Source organism: Mucilaginibacter pankratovii, assembly GCF_014773265.1.
In the GTDB taxonomy this organism is placed as follows: Bacteria; Bacteroidota; Bacteroidia; order Sphingobacteriales; family Sphingobacteriaceae; genus Mucilaginibacter; species Mucilaginibacter pankratovii.
Genome location: NZ_JACWMY010000001.1, coordinates 739,449 through 758,286, shown reverse-complemented (window position 1 = coordinate 758,286; position 18,838 = coordinate 739,449). Strand labels below are relative to the sequence as shown.

General features: G+C 47.1%; 13 protein-coding genes and 1 tRNA gene. 10 read left to right on the top strand and 4 right to left on the bottom strand.

Annotation, left to right across the window (positions count from 1 at the left end; all coding sequences use genetic code 11):
- Positions 1-811 (top strand): FG-GAP repeat domain-containing protein (locus IDJ77_RS02925; protein ID WP_191187415.1); only part of this gene is annotated, 811 nt, incomplete at its 5' end.
- A 45-nt stretch (positions 812-856) separates the two neighbouring features.
- On the top strand, positions 857-2,587 hold the full coding sequence (locus tag IDJ77_RS02920; protein ID WP_191187414.1) for a GMC oxidoreductase: 1,731 nt from the start codon (positions 857-859) through the stop codon (positions 2,585-2,587).
- Between the two features lie 280 nt (positions 2,588-2,867).
- Here IDJ77_RS02920 and IDJ77_RS02915 read toward each other — a convergent pair.
- The 4 genes from IDJ77_RS02915 to IDJ77_RS02900 form a co-directional block, all read right to left on the bottom strand.
- Positions 2,868-2,954, bottom strand: a tRNA-Ser gene (locus tag IDJ77_RS02915).
- A 115-nt stretch (positions 2,955-3,069) separates the two neighbouring features.
- Complete coding sequence (locus tag IDJ77_RS02910; RefSeq protein ID WP_191187413.1) at positions 3,070-4,170, bottom strand: alginate lyase family protein; 1,101 nt, start codon at positions 4,168-4,170, stop codon at positions 3,070-3,072.
- Between the two features lie 48 nt (positions 4,171-4,218).
- Positions 4,219-4,566 (bottom strand): cupin domain-containing protein, encoded by a 348-nt coding sequence (locus IDJ77_RS02905; protein WP_191187412.1) that lies wholly within the window; start codon positions 4,564-4,566, stop codon positions 4,219-4,221.
- 4 nt (positions 4,567-4,570) lie between these two features.
- A complete protein-coding gene (locus tag IDJ77_RS02900) occupies positions 4,571-5,797 on the bottom strand; it encodes a glycoside hydrolase family 88 protein (protein ID WP_191187411.1) in 1,227 nt (408 codons plus the stop codon).
- A gap of 278 nt (positions 5,798-6,075) precedes the next feature.
- Between IDJ77_RS02900 and kduI the strand changes: the two genes are divergently transcribed.
- The 8 genes from kduI (at position 6,076) to IDJ77_RS02860 (ending at position 18,827) form a co-directional block, all read left to right on the top strand.
- On the top strand, positions 6,076-6,906 hold the full coding sequence (gene kduI, locus IDJ77_RS02895) for a 5-dehydro-4-deoxy-D-glucuronate isomerase (protein ID WP_191187410.1): 831 nt from the start codon (positions 6,076-6,078) through the stop codon (positions 6,904-6,906).
- Between the two features lie 40 nt (positions 6,907-6,946).
- Positions 6,947-8,239, top strand: coding sequence for an MFS transporter (locus IDJ77_RS02890; RefSeq protein WP_191187409.1), 1,293 nt, complete (start codon positions 6,947-6,949; stop codon positions 8,237-8,239).
- 89 nt (positions 8,240-8,328) lie between these two features.
- On the top strand, positions 8,329-9,360 hold the full coding sequence (locus IDJ77_RS02885; RefSeq protein WP_191187408.1) for a LacI family DNA-binding transcriptional regulator: 1,032 nt from the start codon (positions 8,329-8,331) through the stop codon (positions 9,358-9,360).
- 225 nt (positions 9,361-9,585) lie between these two features.
- On the top strand, positions 9,586-9,810 hold the full coding sequence (locus IDJ77_RS02880) for a hypothetical protein (RefSeq protein ID WP_191187407.1): 225 nt from the start codon (positions 9,586-9,588) through the stop codon (positions 9,808-9,810).
- A 202-nt stretch (positions 9,811-10,012) separates the two neighbouring features.
- Positions 10,013-13,279 carry a SusC/RagA family TonB-linked outer membrane protein gene (locus tag IDJ77_RS02875; RefSeq protein WP_224750938.1) on the top strand — a complete coding sequence of 1,089 codons (3,267 nt, stop codon included), beginning with the start codon at positions 10,013-10,015 and terminating at the stop codon, positions 13,277-13,279.
- Between the two features lie 18 nt (positions 13,280-13,297).
- Positions 13,298-15,169 carry a RagB/SusD family nutrient uptake outer membrane protein gene (locus tag IDJ77_RS02870; protein ID WP_191187406.1) on the top strand — a complete coding sequence of 624 codons (1,872 nt, stop codon included), beginning with the start codon at positions 13,298-13,300 and terminating at the stop codon, positions 15,167-15,169.
- Between the two features lie 83 nt (positions 15,170-15,252).
- Positions 15,253-17,715, top strand: coding sequence for a glycoside hydrolase family 2 TIM barrel-domain containing protein (locus IDJ77_RS02865; protein WP_191187405.1), 2,463 nt, complete (start codon positions 15,253-15,255; stop codon positions 17,713-17,715).
- Positions 17,716-17,726: 11 nt separating this feature from the next.
- Positions 17,727-18,827 carry a polysaccharide lyase 6 family protein gene (locus IDJ77_RS02860; protein ID WP_191187404.1) on the top strand — a complete coding sequence of 367 codons (1,101 nt, stop codon included), beginning with the start codon at positions 17,727-17,729 and terminating at the stop codon, positions 18,825-18,827.
- The last annotated feature ends 11 nt before the right edge of the window (positions 18,828-18,838 follow it).

The window sequence follows — 18,838 nt, the reverse complement described above, 5'->3', positions numbered from 1 at the left end:
GTACATGCCGATCCGCATTTTTCATAACCAGGGGGGGCGGTTAAACGAGATCACGGCAGCAGCGGGGCTGTCAAAAAGCAGCGGCTGGTGGAACCGGCTGCAGGTGGCCGATGTGAACGGCGATGGCTACCCGGACCTGGTAGCAGGCAACCACGGCCTCAACTCCCGGTTTAAAGCCAGCGTAAAAAAACCGGTAAGCCTGTATACGGGCGACTTCAGCGGGACGGGGGCCATCGAACAAATTGTATGCACGTACAACGGCGATAAGCAATACCCGATGGTGCTGCGGCACGACCTGATGGGCGAACTGCCGCTGCTGAAGAAGAAGTACCTGCGCTATGAACAATATAAAGAGCAAACGATGGAAGATATTTTTGGGGCGGATCTGCTGAAAACGATCACCAAAACAGATGCTTATGAAATGCGCAGCAGCGTGGTGCTGAACAGCGGCAAGGGCAGGTTCCAACTAAAGGCTTTGCCGGTAGAGGCGCAGTTCTCCACAGTGTTCGGGCTGGTGGTAAAAGACCTTGACGGCGACGGCAAGGCGGATATCCTGCTGGGCGGCAACTTCTACGAATCGAAACCGGAGGCGGGCATCTACGATGCCAGTTACGGGCTGCTGCTGAAAGGTGATGGCAGGGGTGGTTTCCGGGCGGTGGCACCGCAGCAAAGTGGCATACTGGTAAAAGGTGCCGTACGCGATATCATGCAGATCGGTGCGGGCCGCAAAACCCTGCTCGTGTTTGCTAAAAATAATGATAAACCGGCGTTCCTCATCAAACAGAACCCGGGCATCCATACCAAATTATAAGAAATACAGTTTAGCACTAAGGATATTTTCAACACACAATATATTATGGCGATAGAAGCAGCAAACATCAACAACAAGGCAACCGGGCACAATACGTATGATGCCATCGTTATTGGTTCGGGTATCAGCGGGGGATGGGCAGCCAAGGAATTAACAGAAAAAGGCTTGAAAGTGCTGATGCTGGAGCGCGGTAGAAACTATGAACACATTAAGGGCTACGTTACGGCAAACAAAGCCCCCTGGGAGTTTCAGCATCGCGGCCAGCCAACGCTAAAGCAAAAAACGGATAACCCGGTAATATCCCGCCCTTGGGCCATGTACGGTACCGCCGCACAAGAACCGCTAATGGATTCCTGGGTGAATGAAAAAGACAGTCCGTATGTTGAGAAAAAGCCATTTACCTGGTGGCGCTCTTACCAGTTGGGTGGCCGCTCAACCTTGTGGGGGCGGCAAAGTTACCGGCTGAGTGATCTTGATTTTGAGGCCAATGCAAAAGATGGCATCGCGGTAGACTGGCCCATCCGTTACGCCGACATGGCACCCTGGTACGATCATGTTGAGAAGTTTATCGGCGTCAGTGGCTCAAAGGAAGGGCTGGCGCATCTGCCCGACGGTCATTTTATGCCGCCGATGGAACTCAATTGCGTGGAGAAGGACGTAGCCTCACGAATAAAGAGTTTTTACAAAGAGCAGCGCCATATGTTCATCGGTCGCGTAGCCAATATTACGCAACCACTTCCGGGCCGCACTAATTGCCAGTACCGCAACCGTTGCTGGGAAGGCTGCCCTTTTGGCGCCTATTTTAGTACGCAATCATCAACGCTTCCGGCTGCAATGGCTACCGGCAATTTAACGGTGCGCCCCTTTTCTATTGTTACCCAAATACTGTACGATAAGAATACGAAGAAAGCTACCGGCGTGGAAGTACTGGATGCCGAAACCAACAAAACCTACGTGTTTAATTCGCGTATTGTATTTCTCAATGCATCCAGCCTCAATAGCGCCTGGGTGCTGATGAACTCGGCTACCGATGTATGGCCCGAAGGTTTGGGCAGCAGCAGCGGCGAACTTGGCCACAATATTATGGATCACCATTATATGCTTGGTGCCCAGGGAACCATTGAAGGGTATGAAGACAAATACTATTTTGGCCGCCGGGCCAACGGCTTTTACATACCCCGTTTCGCCAATATCAACGGTGACAAACGCGATTTCTTGCGCGGCTACGGTTTTCAGGGGAGTGCCAGCCGCGAAGGCTGGAGCCGCAACGTGGCCGAGATGAATATAGGTGGAGGTTTTAAGGATGCGCTTTCAGAACCGGGCGCATGGCACATCGGTGCCACCGGTTTTGGAGAAATCTTGCCATATCACGACAACAAGATGACGCTGGATAAAACGGTTAAGGATAAATGGGGCCTGCCCGTACTGGCGATGGATGCCGGGCTAAAGGAAAATGAATTAAAAATGCGCAAAGACATCGTTAAAGAGATAGTGGCCATGTATGATGCTGCCGGCGTAAAGAATGTTACTACCTGGGATGATAACTATGCAATAGGCCAGGGCATACATGAGATGGGAACGGCCCGGATGGGCCGCGACCCTAAAACTTCGGTATTAAACGGCCACAACCAGGTATGGGATGCATTAAACGTGTTTGTAACCGACGGTGCCTGCATGACCTCCAGTGCCTGCCAAAACCCTTCGCTTACTTACATGGCCCTTACCGCCCGTGCCGCTTCATTCGCTGTGGAGGAGCTAAAGAAAGGGAATATTTAACAGGGAAAAGCAAAGAAAAAGACTCGTTCATTTCAAATCGTTTTTAAGTGGATAAAATTAGTTGCTTCCTAAGCTATCTGTCAAGATATTTGCTCGCTTAAAATCTTGGTTAATAGTGACTTATAAGCTTTCTGGTGACCTAATGCCCACTGTACGTAACAGGTCACCAATAGGTCATCAGAAGAATGCGATCTATTGAATATTTTGGAGGTTCCCGGAAACAAAAAACGCCTTAAATGATGTATTTAAGGCGTTTTTGAATCGTTTGATATATAAACAGCGGAGAGGGAGGGATTCAAACCCCCGGTACCTATAACAGTACACCTGGTTTCGAATCAGGCACATTCGATCACTCTGACACCTCTCCGGGTTCAACAAAAAATCCTGCCGTTGCAGGATACACTTATTGAGGATACAAATATAGCGCTGCCGGCACAAAACGCAAAATTTAGTTGGAATAATCTTATTCACAAAAAAGGAGCTTATTTAGGTACACCCGCGTCAGCGGCAAGTTTATTGATAGCTAAACGCCAGTTAAAGTAATTGTCATCATGTGCCGCCCTACGGATGATATCCGCGTAACTGTCATCAAAATAAGCTGCTAATGCGAACGTTTCGATGCCGTTTTTAGGTTCGAACAGGGTGCCGGGCGCGTAGCCCTTTTCGTTGTTTTGGGCACGTTTTAAATCAAATGCTACCTTACTATTCACAAACTCGGGGTGTGTTTTTTCGCCTGTCATAAAAGGCGTCATGTAATCAACACATTTTTTGATGGAAGAGCCATTTGCGGTTTGGTAGGTAAAATAGTTTTTGCCACCAGCCCTGTAAATGGCAATGCAGGTAGATAATAAGGGTTCCAGGTCGTAAGTTTGATAGTGGAAGGCGTCGCGTTCCAGCAGGTCGTGCGTTGTGCCGTCGGGGTTCAGGTTCACGTTTAGTTGTTTTTCCAGTTCCTGTGTAATGATGCTGTTGTAGCTGTCATTATGCAGCGTATAAGCAATAAGCGTTATCATTTTTATCCGGTGCGAATTCCAGTTATTGATAGCAGTTCCCCTGTTACCCTTAGCGGATTGACTGTTCACCAGCGCATCGGCAATGCTTTTCATCCAGGCGTCTACCAGGGTGCGGCTATCGGGTTCTATTTTGTTCCGCACCAAGTCGTAAGCGGTTACCATATCTTCCAGTTTGGTTTGGTTGATAGGGTCGCCGGTGGCTTTATTGGTGTTTGCCCAGGCCTTCAAAAAATCTGTAGCTTTAGTTAAATATTCTCTTTTGCCGAGATACGTATATGCTAATGTCAGCGCGTAGGTTTTATAAGCATCTTCAACGGCTTTCAGGCTCGCGGTTTTCCGTGGGTCGCCGGCTAAGAGCCCCTGCGATAATATTTCAACAATGGGGTTTGGCGTTTGGTGCAACGCGCTATCTGCAGCTTGCCGATAGGGCTCAAATGCTTTTTTATAGCTGGCGTTGTTAGCAATGGCCTTGCGCATTAAGGTAACTTCTTTTTTATTGAGGCTGGTTACTTGCGCCTTTACAAAGGATACCACTGCCATTAAGCTTAAAAAACATATCAGCTTCTTCATCACCAAAAAACAATTAAACGACGTTTTATTCATGCCTAACCAAGTGTATTATTTATTACCGGTACTTAAAAAATCCAGGCGCGCCGGGCTGAAGGCGTCTACCAGGATGCCGTCCTCCAGGCAAACACAGCCGTGTACGGTAAAGGGCGGCACATAGTAACCATCACCCTGGCGTATGATCTTTACGGTATCGCCCAGGGTCATTTCAAAGCATCCGCTGGCCACGTACGCCACTTGCGAATGCTCGTGGCTGTGCAAAGCTCCGCAGCTTCCTTTACTGAATTTAAACTTCACCATCATCAGCCTATCATCGAAACCCAGCAACTGGCGCTGAACGCCCTCGCCTACAGTAAGCCACTCTGCCGTATCTTCAAACTGAAATAAATCGCTTTGCATCGTTCTAATTTTTTAAAGTACCAACGGCGTTGATCACCGGTTTCTTATCCGCCAGGCGCTTTTGGCGAAGCAGGGCCTCAAGGTAATAGTAATCCGCGTAAATTATAGGCACATCAATTTCACTGTTGGCCGGTTTGTGCCCGGTGCTGTGCAGCAATAGAAAGCCACGTGCGCTATCGGGTTGGGGCTGGTAGCTCTTGTTTAAACTGTTGATTATCTTATCAGCCTTTTTTTTGTAAGCCTTTCCGTTTGTGCTGTAGGTGCTTAACTCGTAAAGCGCGGATGCGGTAACAGCGGCGGCGGAGGCATCACGCGGCTGGTTGCCTTGCTTGGCAGCATCATAATCCCAATAGGGCACCAGGTCGGCAGGCATTTGCGGGTTGCCGAAAATGTATTTGGCTATCTTTTCGGCTTGCTGCAGATATATTTTATTACCCGTTTCGCGGTAGCACATGGTGTAACCATACAGGCCCCAGGCCTGCCCGCGTGCCCATGCCGAACTATCGGCAAAGCCCTGGTGGGTTTGTTTGTGCGCTACCTGCCCGGTTCCCGGGTCGTAATCAATAACGTGGTAAGAACTGTTATCCGCCCTGAAATGGTTCTTCAGCGTTGTGTTGGCATGCGTTACCGCTATTTTATAAAAGCTGGAATCGCCGCTTAATTTTGTCGCCTCAAAAAGCAACTCCAGGTTCATCATGTTATCAATAATAACCGGGAACTTCCATTCTTTCCGGTTATCCCACGATTTCAGGCTGCCTATGGTAGGGTTAAATCGGGTGATCAGTGTTTTTGCCGCCTCTATGATGTCGTCTTTATACTTCTGCTCGTGCGTAAGGCGGTAGGCATTACCCACGCTATTGTAGAGCTTAAAGCCCATATCATGTGTGCCGCCGTTGGTTTTTTCGGCTTCCATAACTACGGTAAAGGGTTCCGATTGCTCTTTCCAAAACTTATCGCCGCTATATTCATATAAAAACCAGAGGTTGCCCGCAAAAAAGCCACTGCACCAATCCTTTGGCGATACAATCAACAGGTTGCCGCTGCCATCCAGCGCGCGCGGCGAGAATAAGTTAGGCCTGGCCGCGGCTGCTTTTGCTTTGGCAGTTTCGTTGAGCAGTAATTTGGTTTGGTGCGCTGCAAACCCGAATGTTTTGGCATCGTTTTTTTGTGCTGACGCGTTGAAGCTTACCGCGCTACATAATAAAAATGGCAGAATGGGTTTAATTTTCATATCGGTTATTAATTGGCATGTGCTGACAGCGCCGGTACCGGGGCGGAAATGGCGCTCTCACAAGCCAATATTACAAGGAAATACTTGATATGCACCCAGCGAAGGGTGGTAATTCTACGCAAACGTTATAGTTGATGAGTAGGTTTTAGAGGTGCAGGTGCTTCCAAAATTCTTCGATAACGTTTGCGTAGAAATAACAAGCCGATTGTTTTTGATTGCTATGGCATAATTGTACACTTGCCCAACAATTATATTTTAACACCTTAACATTTCTTGTTTTGAAAGTACTACACAGTGTTCACCCTGATGATTTTAAAGTCTATCAGACGGAACAGATACGCGAAAGATTTTTGCTTGAAAACCTTGTGCAGCCCAACCAGGTAAATTGCGCTTATACCCACTACGACCGCGTTATTGCAGGTGTTGCCCACCCGGTTACACAAACTTTAACCCTCCATACTTACGATAACTTAAAAGCCGAATACTTTTTAGAACGACGCGAGATAGGGATTATTAATGTTGCCGGCGCTGGCGAAGTAGTTGCCGATGGAACCGTTTATAAGTTAAACAAGCTGGATTGCCTGTATATTGGCAAAGGGGTTAAACAAGTAACGTTTAGCGCGGCCAATGCTGCAGAGCCGCCGGTTTTTTACCTGCTATCCGCACCCGCCCATAAAAGTTACCCAACAGCGTTAATGACAATTAACGATGCTGAAAAAGTTAACGCCGGTGCCGATGATACCGCCAACAAACGCACTATCAATAAATACATACATAAAGCCGGGATAGCCGGTTGCCAGTTGGTAATGGGCTTAACTATTTTGCATACGGGCAGCGTATGGAATACCATGCCACCGCATGTGCACGACCGCCGAATGGAAGCTTACTTTTATTTTGATATCCCCGCAGGGCAAAAGGTGTTTCACTTTATGGGCGAGGAAACCCAAACCAGGCATATTTTAATTGATAACTATAACGCTGTGATATCGCCGCCCTGGAGTATGCACTCCGGCGCGGGTACAAGTAACTATAGCTTTATATGGGGAATGGGGGGCGAAAACCTCGACTATACCGATATGGATGCGATTAAGATAGAAAACATCAGGTAATAAGGCAAGGCGTACAGTCCGCACGATAGAATCATCAATTATGAGCGATACCAAAAAAACAAATTACCGCTGGGTAGTAGTAAGCCTGCTGTTTTTTGCCACAACCATTAATTATCTCGACAGGCAGGTGATCGGTTTCCTGAAACCAACGCTTGAAAAAGAATTTAACTGGACGGAGGAGGACTACGGGCACATTGTGATGGCGTTCCAGGCGGCGTACGCAATTGGCTTGCTTGGCTTTGGTGGTTTTATCGACAGGCTGGGCACTAAGCTGGGCTACACCATCTCGCTTATTGTATGGAGCCTGGCTGCTATGCTACATGCTTTGGTGAAATCAACCCTGGGCTTTGGCGCGGTGCGTGCGGCCTTAGGTATAGGCGAATCGGGTAATTTCCCGGCGGCTATTAAGGTGGTGGCCGAGTGGTTCCCTAAAAAAGAACGGGCCCTGGCAACAGGCATATTTAATTCGGGTGCAAATATCGGAGCGGTAGCTGCACCTGTAATGGTTCCCTGGATCCTGGGGATCTACGGCTGGCAGATGGCGTTTTTGATCACCGGTGCTATTGGCTTTATATGGCTCATATTCTGGTGGTTGTTTTATGAGGTGCCCACCAAACATAAGCAGATAAACAATGCTGAATTTGAGCACATCCATAGCGATGTAAGCGAGGAGCCGCAAGCGGAAAGCCCCCAGGCTAAAATTAAATGGGTACAGCTTTTTGCCATCAGGCAAACCTGGGCGTTTGTGATAGGTAAATTCCTTACCGACCCGATATGGTGGTTCTTCCTGTTCTGGCTGCCCTCTTATTTTGCCAGTACGTTTAATTTAAATCTGAGTAAGCCCAGCCTGCCTTTGGTTATTGTGTATACTGCAACAACAATCGGCAGTATTGGCGGCGGCTACCTGTCGTCGTGGTTCATCAAAAGCGGGATGCCCATTTTTAAGGCGCGTAAAACGGCTATGTTTTTATTCGCGCTGTGCGTGCTGCCCATATTTGGTGCCAGGTATGCCACCAATATTTGGCAGGCGGTTGCTTTAATAAGTTTGGCAGCGGCGGCGCACCAGGCCTGGAGCGCCAATATATTTACCACGGCATCAGATATGTTCCCAAAAAGGGCCGTTAGTTCTGTGGTAGGTATTGGCGGTATGGCTGGGTCAGTAGGGGGGATCATATTCCCGCTGCTGGTTGGCTGGATACTGGAAACGTATAAAGTTGCCGGCCATATTACAGCTGGCTACAATATCATATTTTCTATTTGCGCCTGTGCTTATTTGCTGGCCTGGCTGGTTATGCACCTGTTAACACCGCGTATGAAAGTTGTAACTTTATAGCAATATTTAGGCTTGATTAAGCAGGAATGTGCTATATTGGTGAAATGTTAAAGAAACAGCTGCCTCTGTTATTTAACACATTAGCCAATATGAACTTCAGCTCAATTACAATAAAGGATATCGCTACGGCGCTAAATCTTTCAGTCTCTACTGTTTCAAAAGCGCTAAGGGATAGTTACGAGATAAGCGAGAATACAAAAAAACTGGTAACCGGGTACGCGCAGGAACATAATTACCGGCCAAACCCCATTGCCCAAAGTTTAAAGCAGGGGCGGAGCAAATCCATCGGGATTGTGGTATCTACTATCGAAAATCAATTTTTTTCGCAGGTAATTAACGGCATCGAATCTGTAGCCTACGAGAACGGCTTTAATGTGATCATCACTCAAACACACGAATCCTACGAGCTGGAAGTAAAGAACGTGGGGCACCTTACGCATCGTTCTATTGATGGATTACTGATATCCCTGTCAACCGAAACCAAAGATATAGCGCACCTGAAAACGCTGCACAAGCAAGGCCTGCCCATTGTTTTCTTCGACCGTGTTACCGACGAAATAGACACCCATAAAGTAATTGCCGATAATTTTAAAGGAGGATATGATGCCACCTGCCACCTGCTGGATTCAGGGTATAAGCGCATAGCGCATATTACCAGCCCGGCTAATATATCTATCACCAAAGAACGTTTCGCCGGTTATAGCAAGGCGCTGGAAGAAGCAGGTATAGCCATTGATGATGACTACATAAAATATTGCCCCCATGGCGGCCGCGATATCGGCGAGGTAGAAAATGCCCTGAACGAGCTGCTTTCGCTTAAAAATAAGCCCGATGCTATCTTCACTACATCAGACAGGATCACCACAACCACGCTGATGCTGCTGAACCGGCTAAAAATAAAGATCCCGCAGGAAATAGCGCTTATCGGCTATACTAACACCACCCTTGCCGATGTATTGAATCCCTCGCTCAGTTCGGTTTACCAGCCTGGTTTCGAGATGGGGCAGAAGGCCACACAGAAGCTGTTAGAACTCATTTTGGCCAAAAGGCCGGTGTATGAATTCGAAACACTGGTGCTGCCTACACAATTGGTTACAAGGGATTCTACCGCCCGCCAATAATCGTAAACCCGGCGCGGGATGCCTACTTAGTGTTTTTAATTTTTTCGCTTTGATGTTTGTGCAAAATAGCACAGCAATAGCCCAACTATTGTTCAGCGAAAACGATGTAGTAAATAAATATGCCTGATATATGTTAACGGTAAGCTAACAAAGGTACTTTTGGTTTGTGCAGTTGTACATACGCCAATTATAAACACTGCAAAACTTATTAAATATCTCTCTAAAATGAAACGCAAGCTGGCCGTTATCGTGCTCTTCGTGTATTCAGTGGTTACCTGCAAGGCAATGGCCCAAACCGTTGCGCTTGATTATTATTTTAACCACGAAGTACACAATACCAAAGTCGGGAAGGCCGAGCGGTTCCATATAAACGGCAGGCTGCCGGTCGGTTTGATAATGATAAAGCCGCGGTCGATCTTGCCAAGTACCTCTTGTCTCTCATCCAAATGAACCAATAATCAATCTCAGTATAAACTAATCTCACAGCAATCATGAAACACACAGCCAAAGGAAAATTAACGTAGCGGGCCGCTAATGCCATAAACCGGCAAAATTTAAGATCCAGATTCTCTTGTTAAAAAAATTGTGGTGCATAACCGCCGGGGAATCCTTTTGTCAAAATTTTAAAAACCTTAATTCTTAACATATCAATATGAAGAATAGACCTCTACAAAAAACATTAAAAAGATGTGCCGCTTCTTTCGCCATCTCGCTTTTCGCGATGGCCGGAAGCGCATATGCGCATAATAACAAAGTACACCCGGCCTGGGCCGCAGCAGCCGGCAAAACACTTCTGAATATCAATGCCGTAATTACCCAGGCAAAAATAACCGGTGTTGTTACCGATGAAAAAAACCTGCCTTTACCCGGCGTAAGCGTAAGGATAAAAGGCACCACCATTGGTATCACAACGGATGCCAGCGGCAGGTACTCTATCGAGGCCGGAGAGGGAGCGGTGTTGGTGTTTTCGTTTATTGGGTATACCCCAAAAGAAATAACCGTTGGCCCGGCTACCGAATACAATGTGCAGATACTGCCAAGTTCGCGCGACCTTACCGAGGTTGTGGTTATTGGTTACGGCACACGGTCGCAAAAAGACGTTACAGGAGCCATCACCAGCGTAAAGGCGGATAAGTTTGAGAATGATAACCCTGCCAGTGTTACCGATATATTAAGGGGCGCTGTACCGGGCATCTCTGTTGCTTTAAATACTTCGCCAAAAGGTGGCGGCGTAGGCGATCTGCAGGTACGTGGGCGCAGCTCACTATCCGGCAACGTACGTCCGCTTATCGTATTGGATGGTGTAATTTACCCAGGTGACCTGGCGGATATCAACCCAAATGATATCGACAGGCTGGATGTGCTGCGCGATCCAAGCGCACTCTCTGTTTACGGTGCGCAGGCAGCCGGTGGTGTGGTTGCTATTACTACCAAAAAGGGTAAAAAAGGCGGCTCGGTAGTAACCCTCAACGCTAATTATGGCTACGCAGATCTGCTGCAAAACCAAAAATATTACCAGGGAGAAGATTTCCTGAAATGGCGCGCAGACGGGCAGCGCAGTTCTAACACAAGTAACCCCTACTATTTTTATAGCGACCCAAGGGCATTGCCGGATGGCGTAACCCTTACCCAGTTTTTGAGCGGCGCCACCGGCGACCCGGTTACCATTTACCTGCAGCGTTTAGGCTTATTTGCCAACGAAGTTGCCAACTACCAGGCGGGCAAGGTTACCGATTGGTCTAAACTTATTTTTAGGAAAGGCAAGCGCCAGGATTATACCGCAAGCTTATCGGGCCGTGGCGATAATGTGAGCTATTACTTTTCGGGTAACTTTACCAAAAATCAAAACCTGATACAGGGCGGCGAATACAACGATGCCCGTTTCCGTGTAAACCTGGAAGGTAAAGCAGCCAAATTCTTAACAGTAGGTGTAAACGCGCAATACTCTGTACGTGATGAAGGCGCTTCCGCCGATGCCTTAAGCGGCCAGGCAATTGACCGTACCGAAGCCGACTGGACGCAGATCATCAACTCATCGCCATACGGTGATGTGTACAATGCCGATGGTTCGCTGCGCCGTATCAATACCGATGATAGCGGCTTAAACCAGCGTAACCCCTTCCTGGGTAAGCAATACAACTCGAATGTAAACGTACAAAACGTGTTGTTTGCAAACCTGTTTGGCCGGGTAGATCTGCCTCTGGGCTTTAAATACACCTTAAACTTCTCTCCACAGCTGGAAAGCTATCGTAACTTCTTTTTCCGCCCGGTGGCCAACCCTAACGAATTATCGGGTGGTACGGGTATCCGTTCCATGGAGAACAGGTATCGTTATAACCTGGATAACATCCTTAACTGGAACAAAATATTTGGCCAGCATGCATTTGATGCAACCTTTGTGTTAAACAAAGAGAAGTTCCAGTCCTGGTACACCCGTACTGCAAACACGCAGTTTAGCCCTAACGATGATCTTGGTTATCACAATATTGGCGCAGGTACTTTGCCTGTTGAAAGCAGCGATGACCGTATTTACAATGCCGATGCTTTAATGGGGCGTGTAAACTACACCTTTATGGGCAGGTATAACATTACCGGTACAGCGCGCAGGGATGGTTTCTCGCCATTTGGCTTAAAAAAACCACGCCAAAACTACGGTACAGTTGCCGTGGCCTGGACTTTTAGCGACGAGAAGTTCTTTAAAACAGATTTCTTTAAATGGCTTAACTACGGTAAGCTGCGTGTGAGTTATGGCTCAAACGGTAACCGCCTTGCATCGGGTACGCTGGATCCAAGTATTGCGCTTGCCGTGCTGAGCACGCCAAAATATCCTACGGTTACCCCGGCTGGTGTCGTTGTAAATAATAGCGCTATTTACGTAAGCTCGTTGCAAAACGACAATTTGAGCTGGGAACGTACAACAGGGCCAAACATAGGCTTGGATTTCAGCATTCTGAATAACCGCCTTACAGGTTCGATAGACGTGTACGACCGTAAAACTACCGATATGATAGTAAGCCGCTCTACTTTGGCTATCCAGGGTTTAAACTCAGCAAATATTATCCCGGGAGGGCCGGATAACTCGGGCGTATTAACCAACATAGGCCAGGTAAATAACAAAGGTTTCGAATTATTGCTGGAAGGCAAGATCTATCAAAGCAAAAACTTTAACTGGGGCGCCTCGGGTACCTTTGTGCTAAACCGTAACAAAATAAAAAGCCTTTACGGCCCAACCACATTTAAAGATGCAGCCGGCAATACCGTTACCAAGGAGAAAGACGACCTGGGCAACGGCTGGTTTATTGGCAAAGATGTTAACATAGTTTGGGATTATGTGATACAGGGCGTTTGGCAAACACCGGAGGCAGTAGAGGCCGCCAAGTATGGTGCAAAACCAGGCGACTTTAAATTGCAGGATATGAACGGCGACTTTAAATTCACTAATGATGATAAAGTGTTCCTGGGTTCTACAAGCCCAAAATTCAGCTGGTCGTTACGTAACGATTTCAACTTCCTTAAAAACTTCGATTTCTCGTTCATGCTGGTTTCAAGCATGGGCCAGTTAAGGCAGTTTAACCAGGCAATCAACAATGCAGGCAGCGTAGGCTTTGGCCGTATGAATTCGTACGTGCTACCTTACTGGACAGCCGATAACCCAATTAATGATTATGCCCGCTTAAACTCAGGCTCATCTGGTACCACTATCAACGTTTGGCGTAAAGCATCATTTGTAAGGCTCCAAACCGTATCGCTGGGTTACAATTTCAACCCGGCGTTGATCAAGCGCCTGGGTATATCAACCGCTAAATTTTATATCAACGCAACAAACGCGGCTGTATTTTCCGACTGGCCTTTATGGGATCCGCAAAATGGCGGGCCAACGCCAAGGTACATATCGGCTGGGTTTAACGTAACTTTTTAATTATAAAGAGATCATAACATGAAAAAGATCAATAGAAATATCATAGCCGGGCTTGCGATGACCGCTTTATTTGTTGCAGGCAGCTGTACAAAACTAAGCGACCTTTCGCCCGAGGCACCATCTAAATTTACACCGGATATAACTTTAACCACGCCAACCGCCTTCAGAAGCGCCTTACAAACACTCAACATTAGTGTGCGGTTTGAGTACTTTGGCGATTCGGCACCAATGCTTACCGAATCTATTTTTACCGATGCGGCAGTAGAGGGCACAACAGATAAGACCACCCCGGCGCAGGATCTGAACGTAAGGATAACACCAACAGCCAACCTCAACAGCGATGATTATAACAAGATCGGCCGCTACTGGCAGGCCTGGTGGCAGGGTATACATGATGCAAACGTTATCATATCCCGCATTGATGATGCAAAATGGGCTACTCCTGCAGACAAAGACGCGGTTTTATCAGCAGCATATTTTCACAGGGCTTACCGTTACTATCGTTTGGTGCACGAGTTTGGCGATGTGCCCCTGGTGCTAAAAGAAGAAACAACCATTAACACGGGTTACTTTACAACCCAGCGCATCGTTATTTTAAAGCAAATGAAAACCGACCTGGAGTTTGCCGTAACCAAACTGGTTGATAACGGTAACAAAGGCGAGCCATCAAAAGGCGCAGCAGCACACTTGTTAACAAAAATTAACCTTGCCCTGGGTTTATTTGATGATGCCATTGCTTCTGCAAATCTGGCTATCAACGGCCCTTATGCTTTAATGAACGGGCGTTTTGGTATTGTTGCAAGCGATGCGAGCAAAAACGTTGTTTGGGATCTTCACCGCCCCGAAAATAAATCTATTGCTGCCAATACCGAAGCTTTATACGTAGTTATTGACAGGGAAACCTTAGATGGCGCTACACCAAACGGATCGCAGGTGATGCGTAACTGTGTGCCTATGTGGCATAATGGTACCATACTTACGCCGGGTGCGTTGAAACCGGGGATCTCGGATAAAGTTACAGAGGAATTCCCGCTTACACTTTGGTATGGCCGTGGTATTGGCCGTATGCGCGGTACGCCCTATGCAACCAAATACATTTGGACCGACAATACCGACCTGCGCCACGCAAAAGGCATGTGGATGGATATGACCGACCTGGTTTACAACCAACCCGCGCTTAAAACAACCGATGCTGCCTGGTATGGTAAAAACCTGGAGCAGTACACTGATGCAAACGTAAGTAAGCGGTTTTTGAACGGTGCAAAAGATACCATCCGCGCATGGTTTGGCTGGCCGCATTACAAAGTATTTATCGGCTCGGCGAAAACGGCCTCTGATAAATGGTGGTCGCCACCACGTGGTACCAATACCGATTGGTATGTATTCCGTTTAGCAGAAACCTACCTGTTGCGTGCCGAAGCCTACTGGTGGAAAGGCCAAAACGCCCTTGCCATGGCCGATATTAACAAAGTAAGGGCCCGCGCCAAAGCAGAGTTATTAACCGATGACAGTAAGGTAAACATAGGTACTATACTGGATGAGCGCCAAAGGGAGCTTTATTGGGAAGAGCCGCGTAAAACCGAGCTTACCCGTATAGCTTATATTTTTGCGCAAACCGGTAAGGCTGCTTACAATGGTAAAACTTACCAAATGGCTACTTTCTCTACCAATAACTTTTTTTACGACAGGATAATGGAGAAGAATGATTTTTATAAAAACCCCAACGTTGTTACCAACTCGGGTAATCACTACACCATTTCGCCTTACCACGTGCTATGGCCTATCCCGCAAAGCGAGATCGATCTGAATATTGCAGGGCATATCAACCAAAGTCCGGGTTATTCCGGTTCGGAAACCAATGTTCCGCCGTTGGATAAAGTGGTTAACTAAGCATAATGAGTAAGTATTAATATATCAATTTATAAGCCAGGCCTGTATTATGGGCCTGGTTTAGTTTTATAAAACCAGCTTTAATGAAGCGGAATTACCTAAGGCCTATTTTCTTGCTCCTGCTGATGGCATGTTTTAATGCAGGTATGGCCCAGCAAAAACAACGGTTAAACAATAACTGGGAATTTATACGGCAGGACCTGGGTGGTGTATGGGAAGCCATCAGGCCGGTATCGCCCGGTAAACCGGAAGCATACCCCGCCTGGAACAAAGTAACCGTACCTCATTGTTTTAACGATAGGGACGGGGTGGACCCGGATGTAAATTACTACCAGGGGCCGGGATGGTATCGCACACAGCTAAGTGTTACTAACCCGTATGCTGCAGGCCGCACCATTCTGCATTTTGAAGGTGCCGGGCAAAAAACAAAGGTGTATTTGTACAATAAACTGGTAGGCACGCATAATGGTGGTTACGATGAATGGAAGGTAGATATTACCGATGCCGTTGCAGATCTCAAAAAAACAGCCGCATTTGGCAAGCAGTTTAAAGGCAGGATTCCGCTGGAGATACGGTGCGATAATACGCGCGACCTGGAAAGTATCCCTTCGCAATTATCCGATTTTAATATCTACGGAGGGTTATACCGGCAGGTTAATTTAGTTTATCAACCAGCGGTAAGTATTGATAAGCTGTACGCCAATGCTGAACTGGATAAAGGATTTGCCAGGGGCTGGATAACCCCTAAAATGGATTTCTATAATCCAACTAATGTGAAGGCGATAGATGGGGAATTGCTCGTAAAGGATGCGGCAGGCAAAATAGTGGCTAAGGAAAAATATCACGTTGATAGCCTGCAAACAAGCATCTCGCCGGGTAGGCTAACTATTAACAAACCTCATCTATGGTTAACAATTGATCCGTACCTGTACACTGTAGAAATTACCGGCAATGCAGGCGGTGAAACTTTTAAGCATACCGAAAAGGTGGGCTTCCGTAATTTCTTATTTGAGGATAACGGCCCATTTTATTTAAATGGGAAGCGACTGCTTTTAAAAGGCACCCACCGGCACGAAGACCACGCGGGTGTGGCGGCTGCATTAACCGACAGCATTATGCTGCAGGAAATGCTGCTGATAAAAGAGATGGGCGCAAATTTTATACGCCTGGGGCACTACCAGCAATCAACCACCGTGTTAAACCTGTGCGATAGCCTGGGCCTTTTGGTTTGGGAGGAAGAACCCTGGTGCCGCGGCGGCCTGGGTGGCGATGCTTATAAAGAACAGGCTAAAAATATGCTCAGCAATATGATACAGCAGCATTACAACCATCCGGCTATCATCCTTTGGGGTTTGGGTAATGAGAACGATTGGCCGGGCGATTTTCCCGAATTTGACAAGCAAAAGATCCGCGCGTTTATGAGCGAACAAAACGATCTGGCTCATAAGCTCGATCTATCCCGTAAAACCACCATCCGCCGCTGCGATTTTTGCAGGGATATCCCCGATGTATATTCGCCAAGTATTTGGGCAGGCTGGTACAAGGGTTTTTATCCCGATTATAAAAAGTTCACAGAAGAAGAGTTTAAGAAAGTCCCGCATTTTATCCATGCCGAATGGGGAGGCGACAGCCAGGCCAACCGGCACTCGGAAGAGCCGGATAAAGCGCTGGCGAAAGTGATCAACGGGAAAGGCATCAGCGGAGCGGTTGATTCTACCTTGTTTGGCGGCATTACCCGCATTGCCGATAACAGCGACTGGAGCGAAACTTACATTTGCAACCTGTTCGACTGGCACCTGAAAGAACAGGAACAAATGCCCTGGCTAACCGGCTCGGCATTTTGGACCTTTAAAGATTTTTCCACCCCTATTCGCCCGGAGAACCCCGTGCCCTACGTCAATCAAAAAGGCGTAGTTGAGCGCGATTTTACGAAGAAGGAATCTTACTATGTAGTGCAATCCTACTGGTCGGATAAGTTGATGGCACATATCTACGGGCGTAGCTGGCCCGTAAGATGGGGTGACCCCGGCGAAGAAAAGATGGTTAAGGTTTACTCCAATGCCGATAGGGCAGAACTGTTTGTAAACGGCAAAAGCCAGGGTATTAAAACCCGCGATTCGCAAAATTTCCCGGCAGCAGGCTTGCGTTGGATGGTTGTTTACAATAAGGGGGTGAACAATATAAAAGTTGTTGCTTATAAGGGTAAGTTGACTGTAACAGATACCATTACGCAATCCTACCAAACCGAAAAATGGGGCAAGCCTGCAAAGGTGGAATTGAGGAAGATCGCCGATAAAGATGGCGTAGCTACGGTAGAAGCGACATTGTACGATAAAAACGGAGTGCCTTGCCTGGATGCGACCAACTGGATGAATTTCTCCTTAGCCGGGAACGGAACTCTGATAGATGACCTTGGCACTTCAAAAGGTTCGCGCAAGGTACAGGCATACAATGGCCGGGCGGTCATTAGTGTGAAGCTAAATGCCGGTAGTTCGGTTATTGGTGTGCTGTCTCCCGGTTTACCGGTTGGTTTTTTAAAGCTGTAATAATTAAAACGATGATAAAATATTGGATATTAACCATATGCGCCTTTTTCGCTTTTCAATTAAGCTTTGGTAAAGTTTATAAAGTGGCAACGCAGGAAGAATTTAGTAAAGCAGCGGCTGTGATTTTACCGGGCGACGAAATTGTAATTGCCAACGGTAATTACACTGGCTGGAGTGTAGCTATAAACTCTAACGGAACCGCAACTAAACCAATTATAGTAATGGCAGAAAGCGCCGGTAAAGTGGTATTCACGGGGGAGGTTCGCCGGGCTATCCTAAAGTTAACGGGAAGTTATATACAGCTTAAAGGCTTAAAATTTGACGGCTGCCAATTGTTGAAGACCAAAGGCGAAGACGTTGTTCTAATACAGCTGGAAGCCGCAAAATATTGCCGGCTTACAAATTGTGTATTTACCAAAAATACGGTGGATACCCAGTTTATGCCCATCGTGGTAATATCTGGCAATGGCGATCATAACAGGGTTGATAACTGCAGGTTTACCGGTAACTTTAACAACCAGGAGTTGCAGGTGAAAGTTACGGGTACGGAGGTGTCGCTGTATACATTGATAGATCATAACACCTTTATGGATAAAGACAGCGTTACCTGGAAGGGCAATAACGGCGGCGAATGCGTACAAATAGGGCAGGACCCGATACTGCTGGGCAATCGCTATTCTTACGCCACGGTACGCGATAACCGCTTTATCCGTTGCAATGGCGAACCGGAGGTGATCAGTAATAAATCATCGGGTAACAAATACATCAATAACTATTTCGAAAACTGCAATGGCGAACTGGTGATGCGTGGAGGGCACGAATGCCTTATTGATAGTAATACTTTTGCGGGTGGTACGGGCGGTATACGGGTTAACGGCACCATGCATACCATTACCAACAATAGCTTTAAAGGCCTGCCAATTGCCATCAGGCTGATGTATGGCATGGCTAAAGGGAAGATAGATACGGGTTTTTATATAGCAGCAAGTGACTGCGTTGTAAAAAACAACCGGATAAGCCACTGCAGTACCGGCATTTTAATAGGCGGAAGTAAAAATGCGGATTGGACGGGCAAGTTTGATACCAAACGTTACCCATCCCGCGCCATTTAATAACGAGGTAG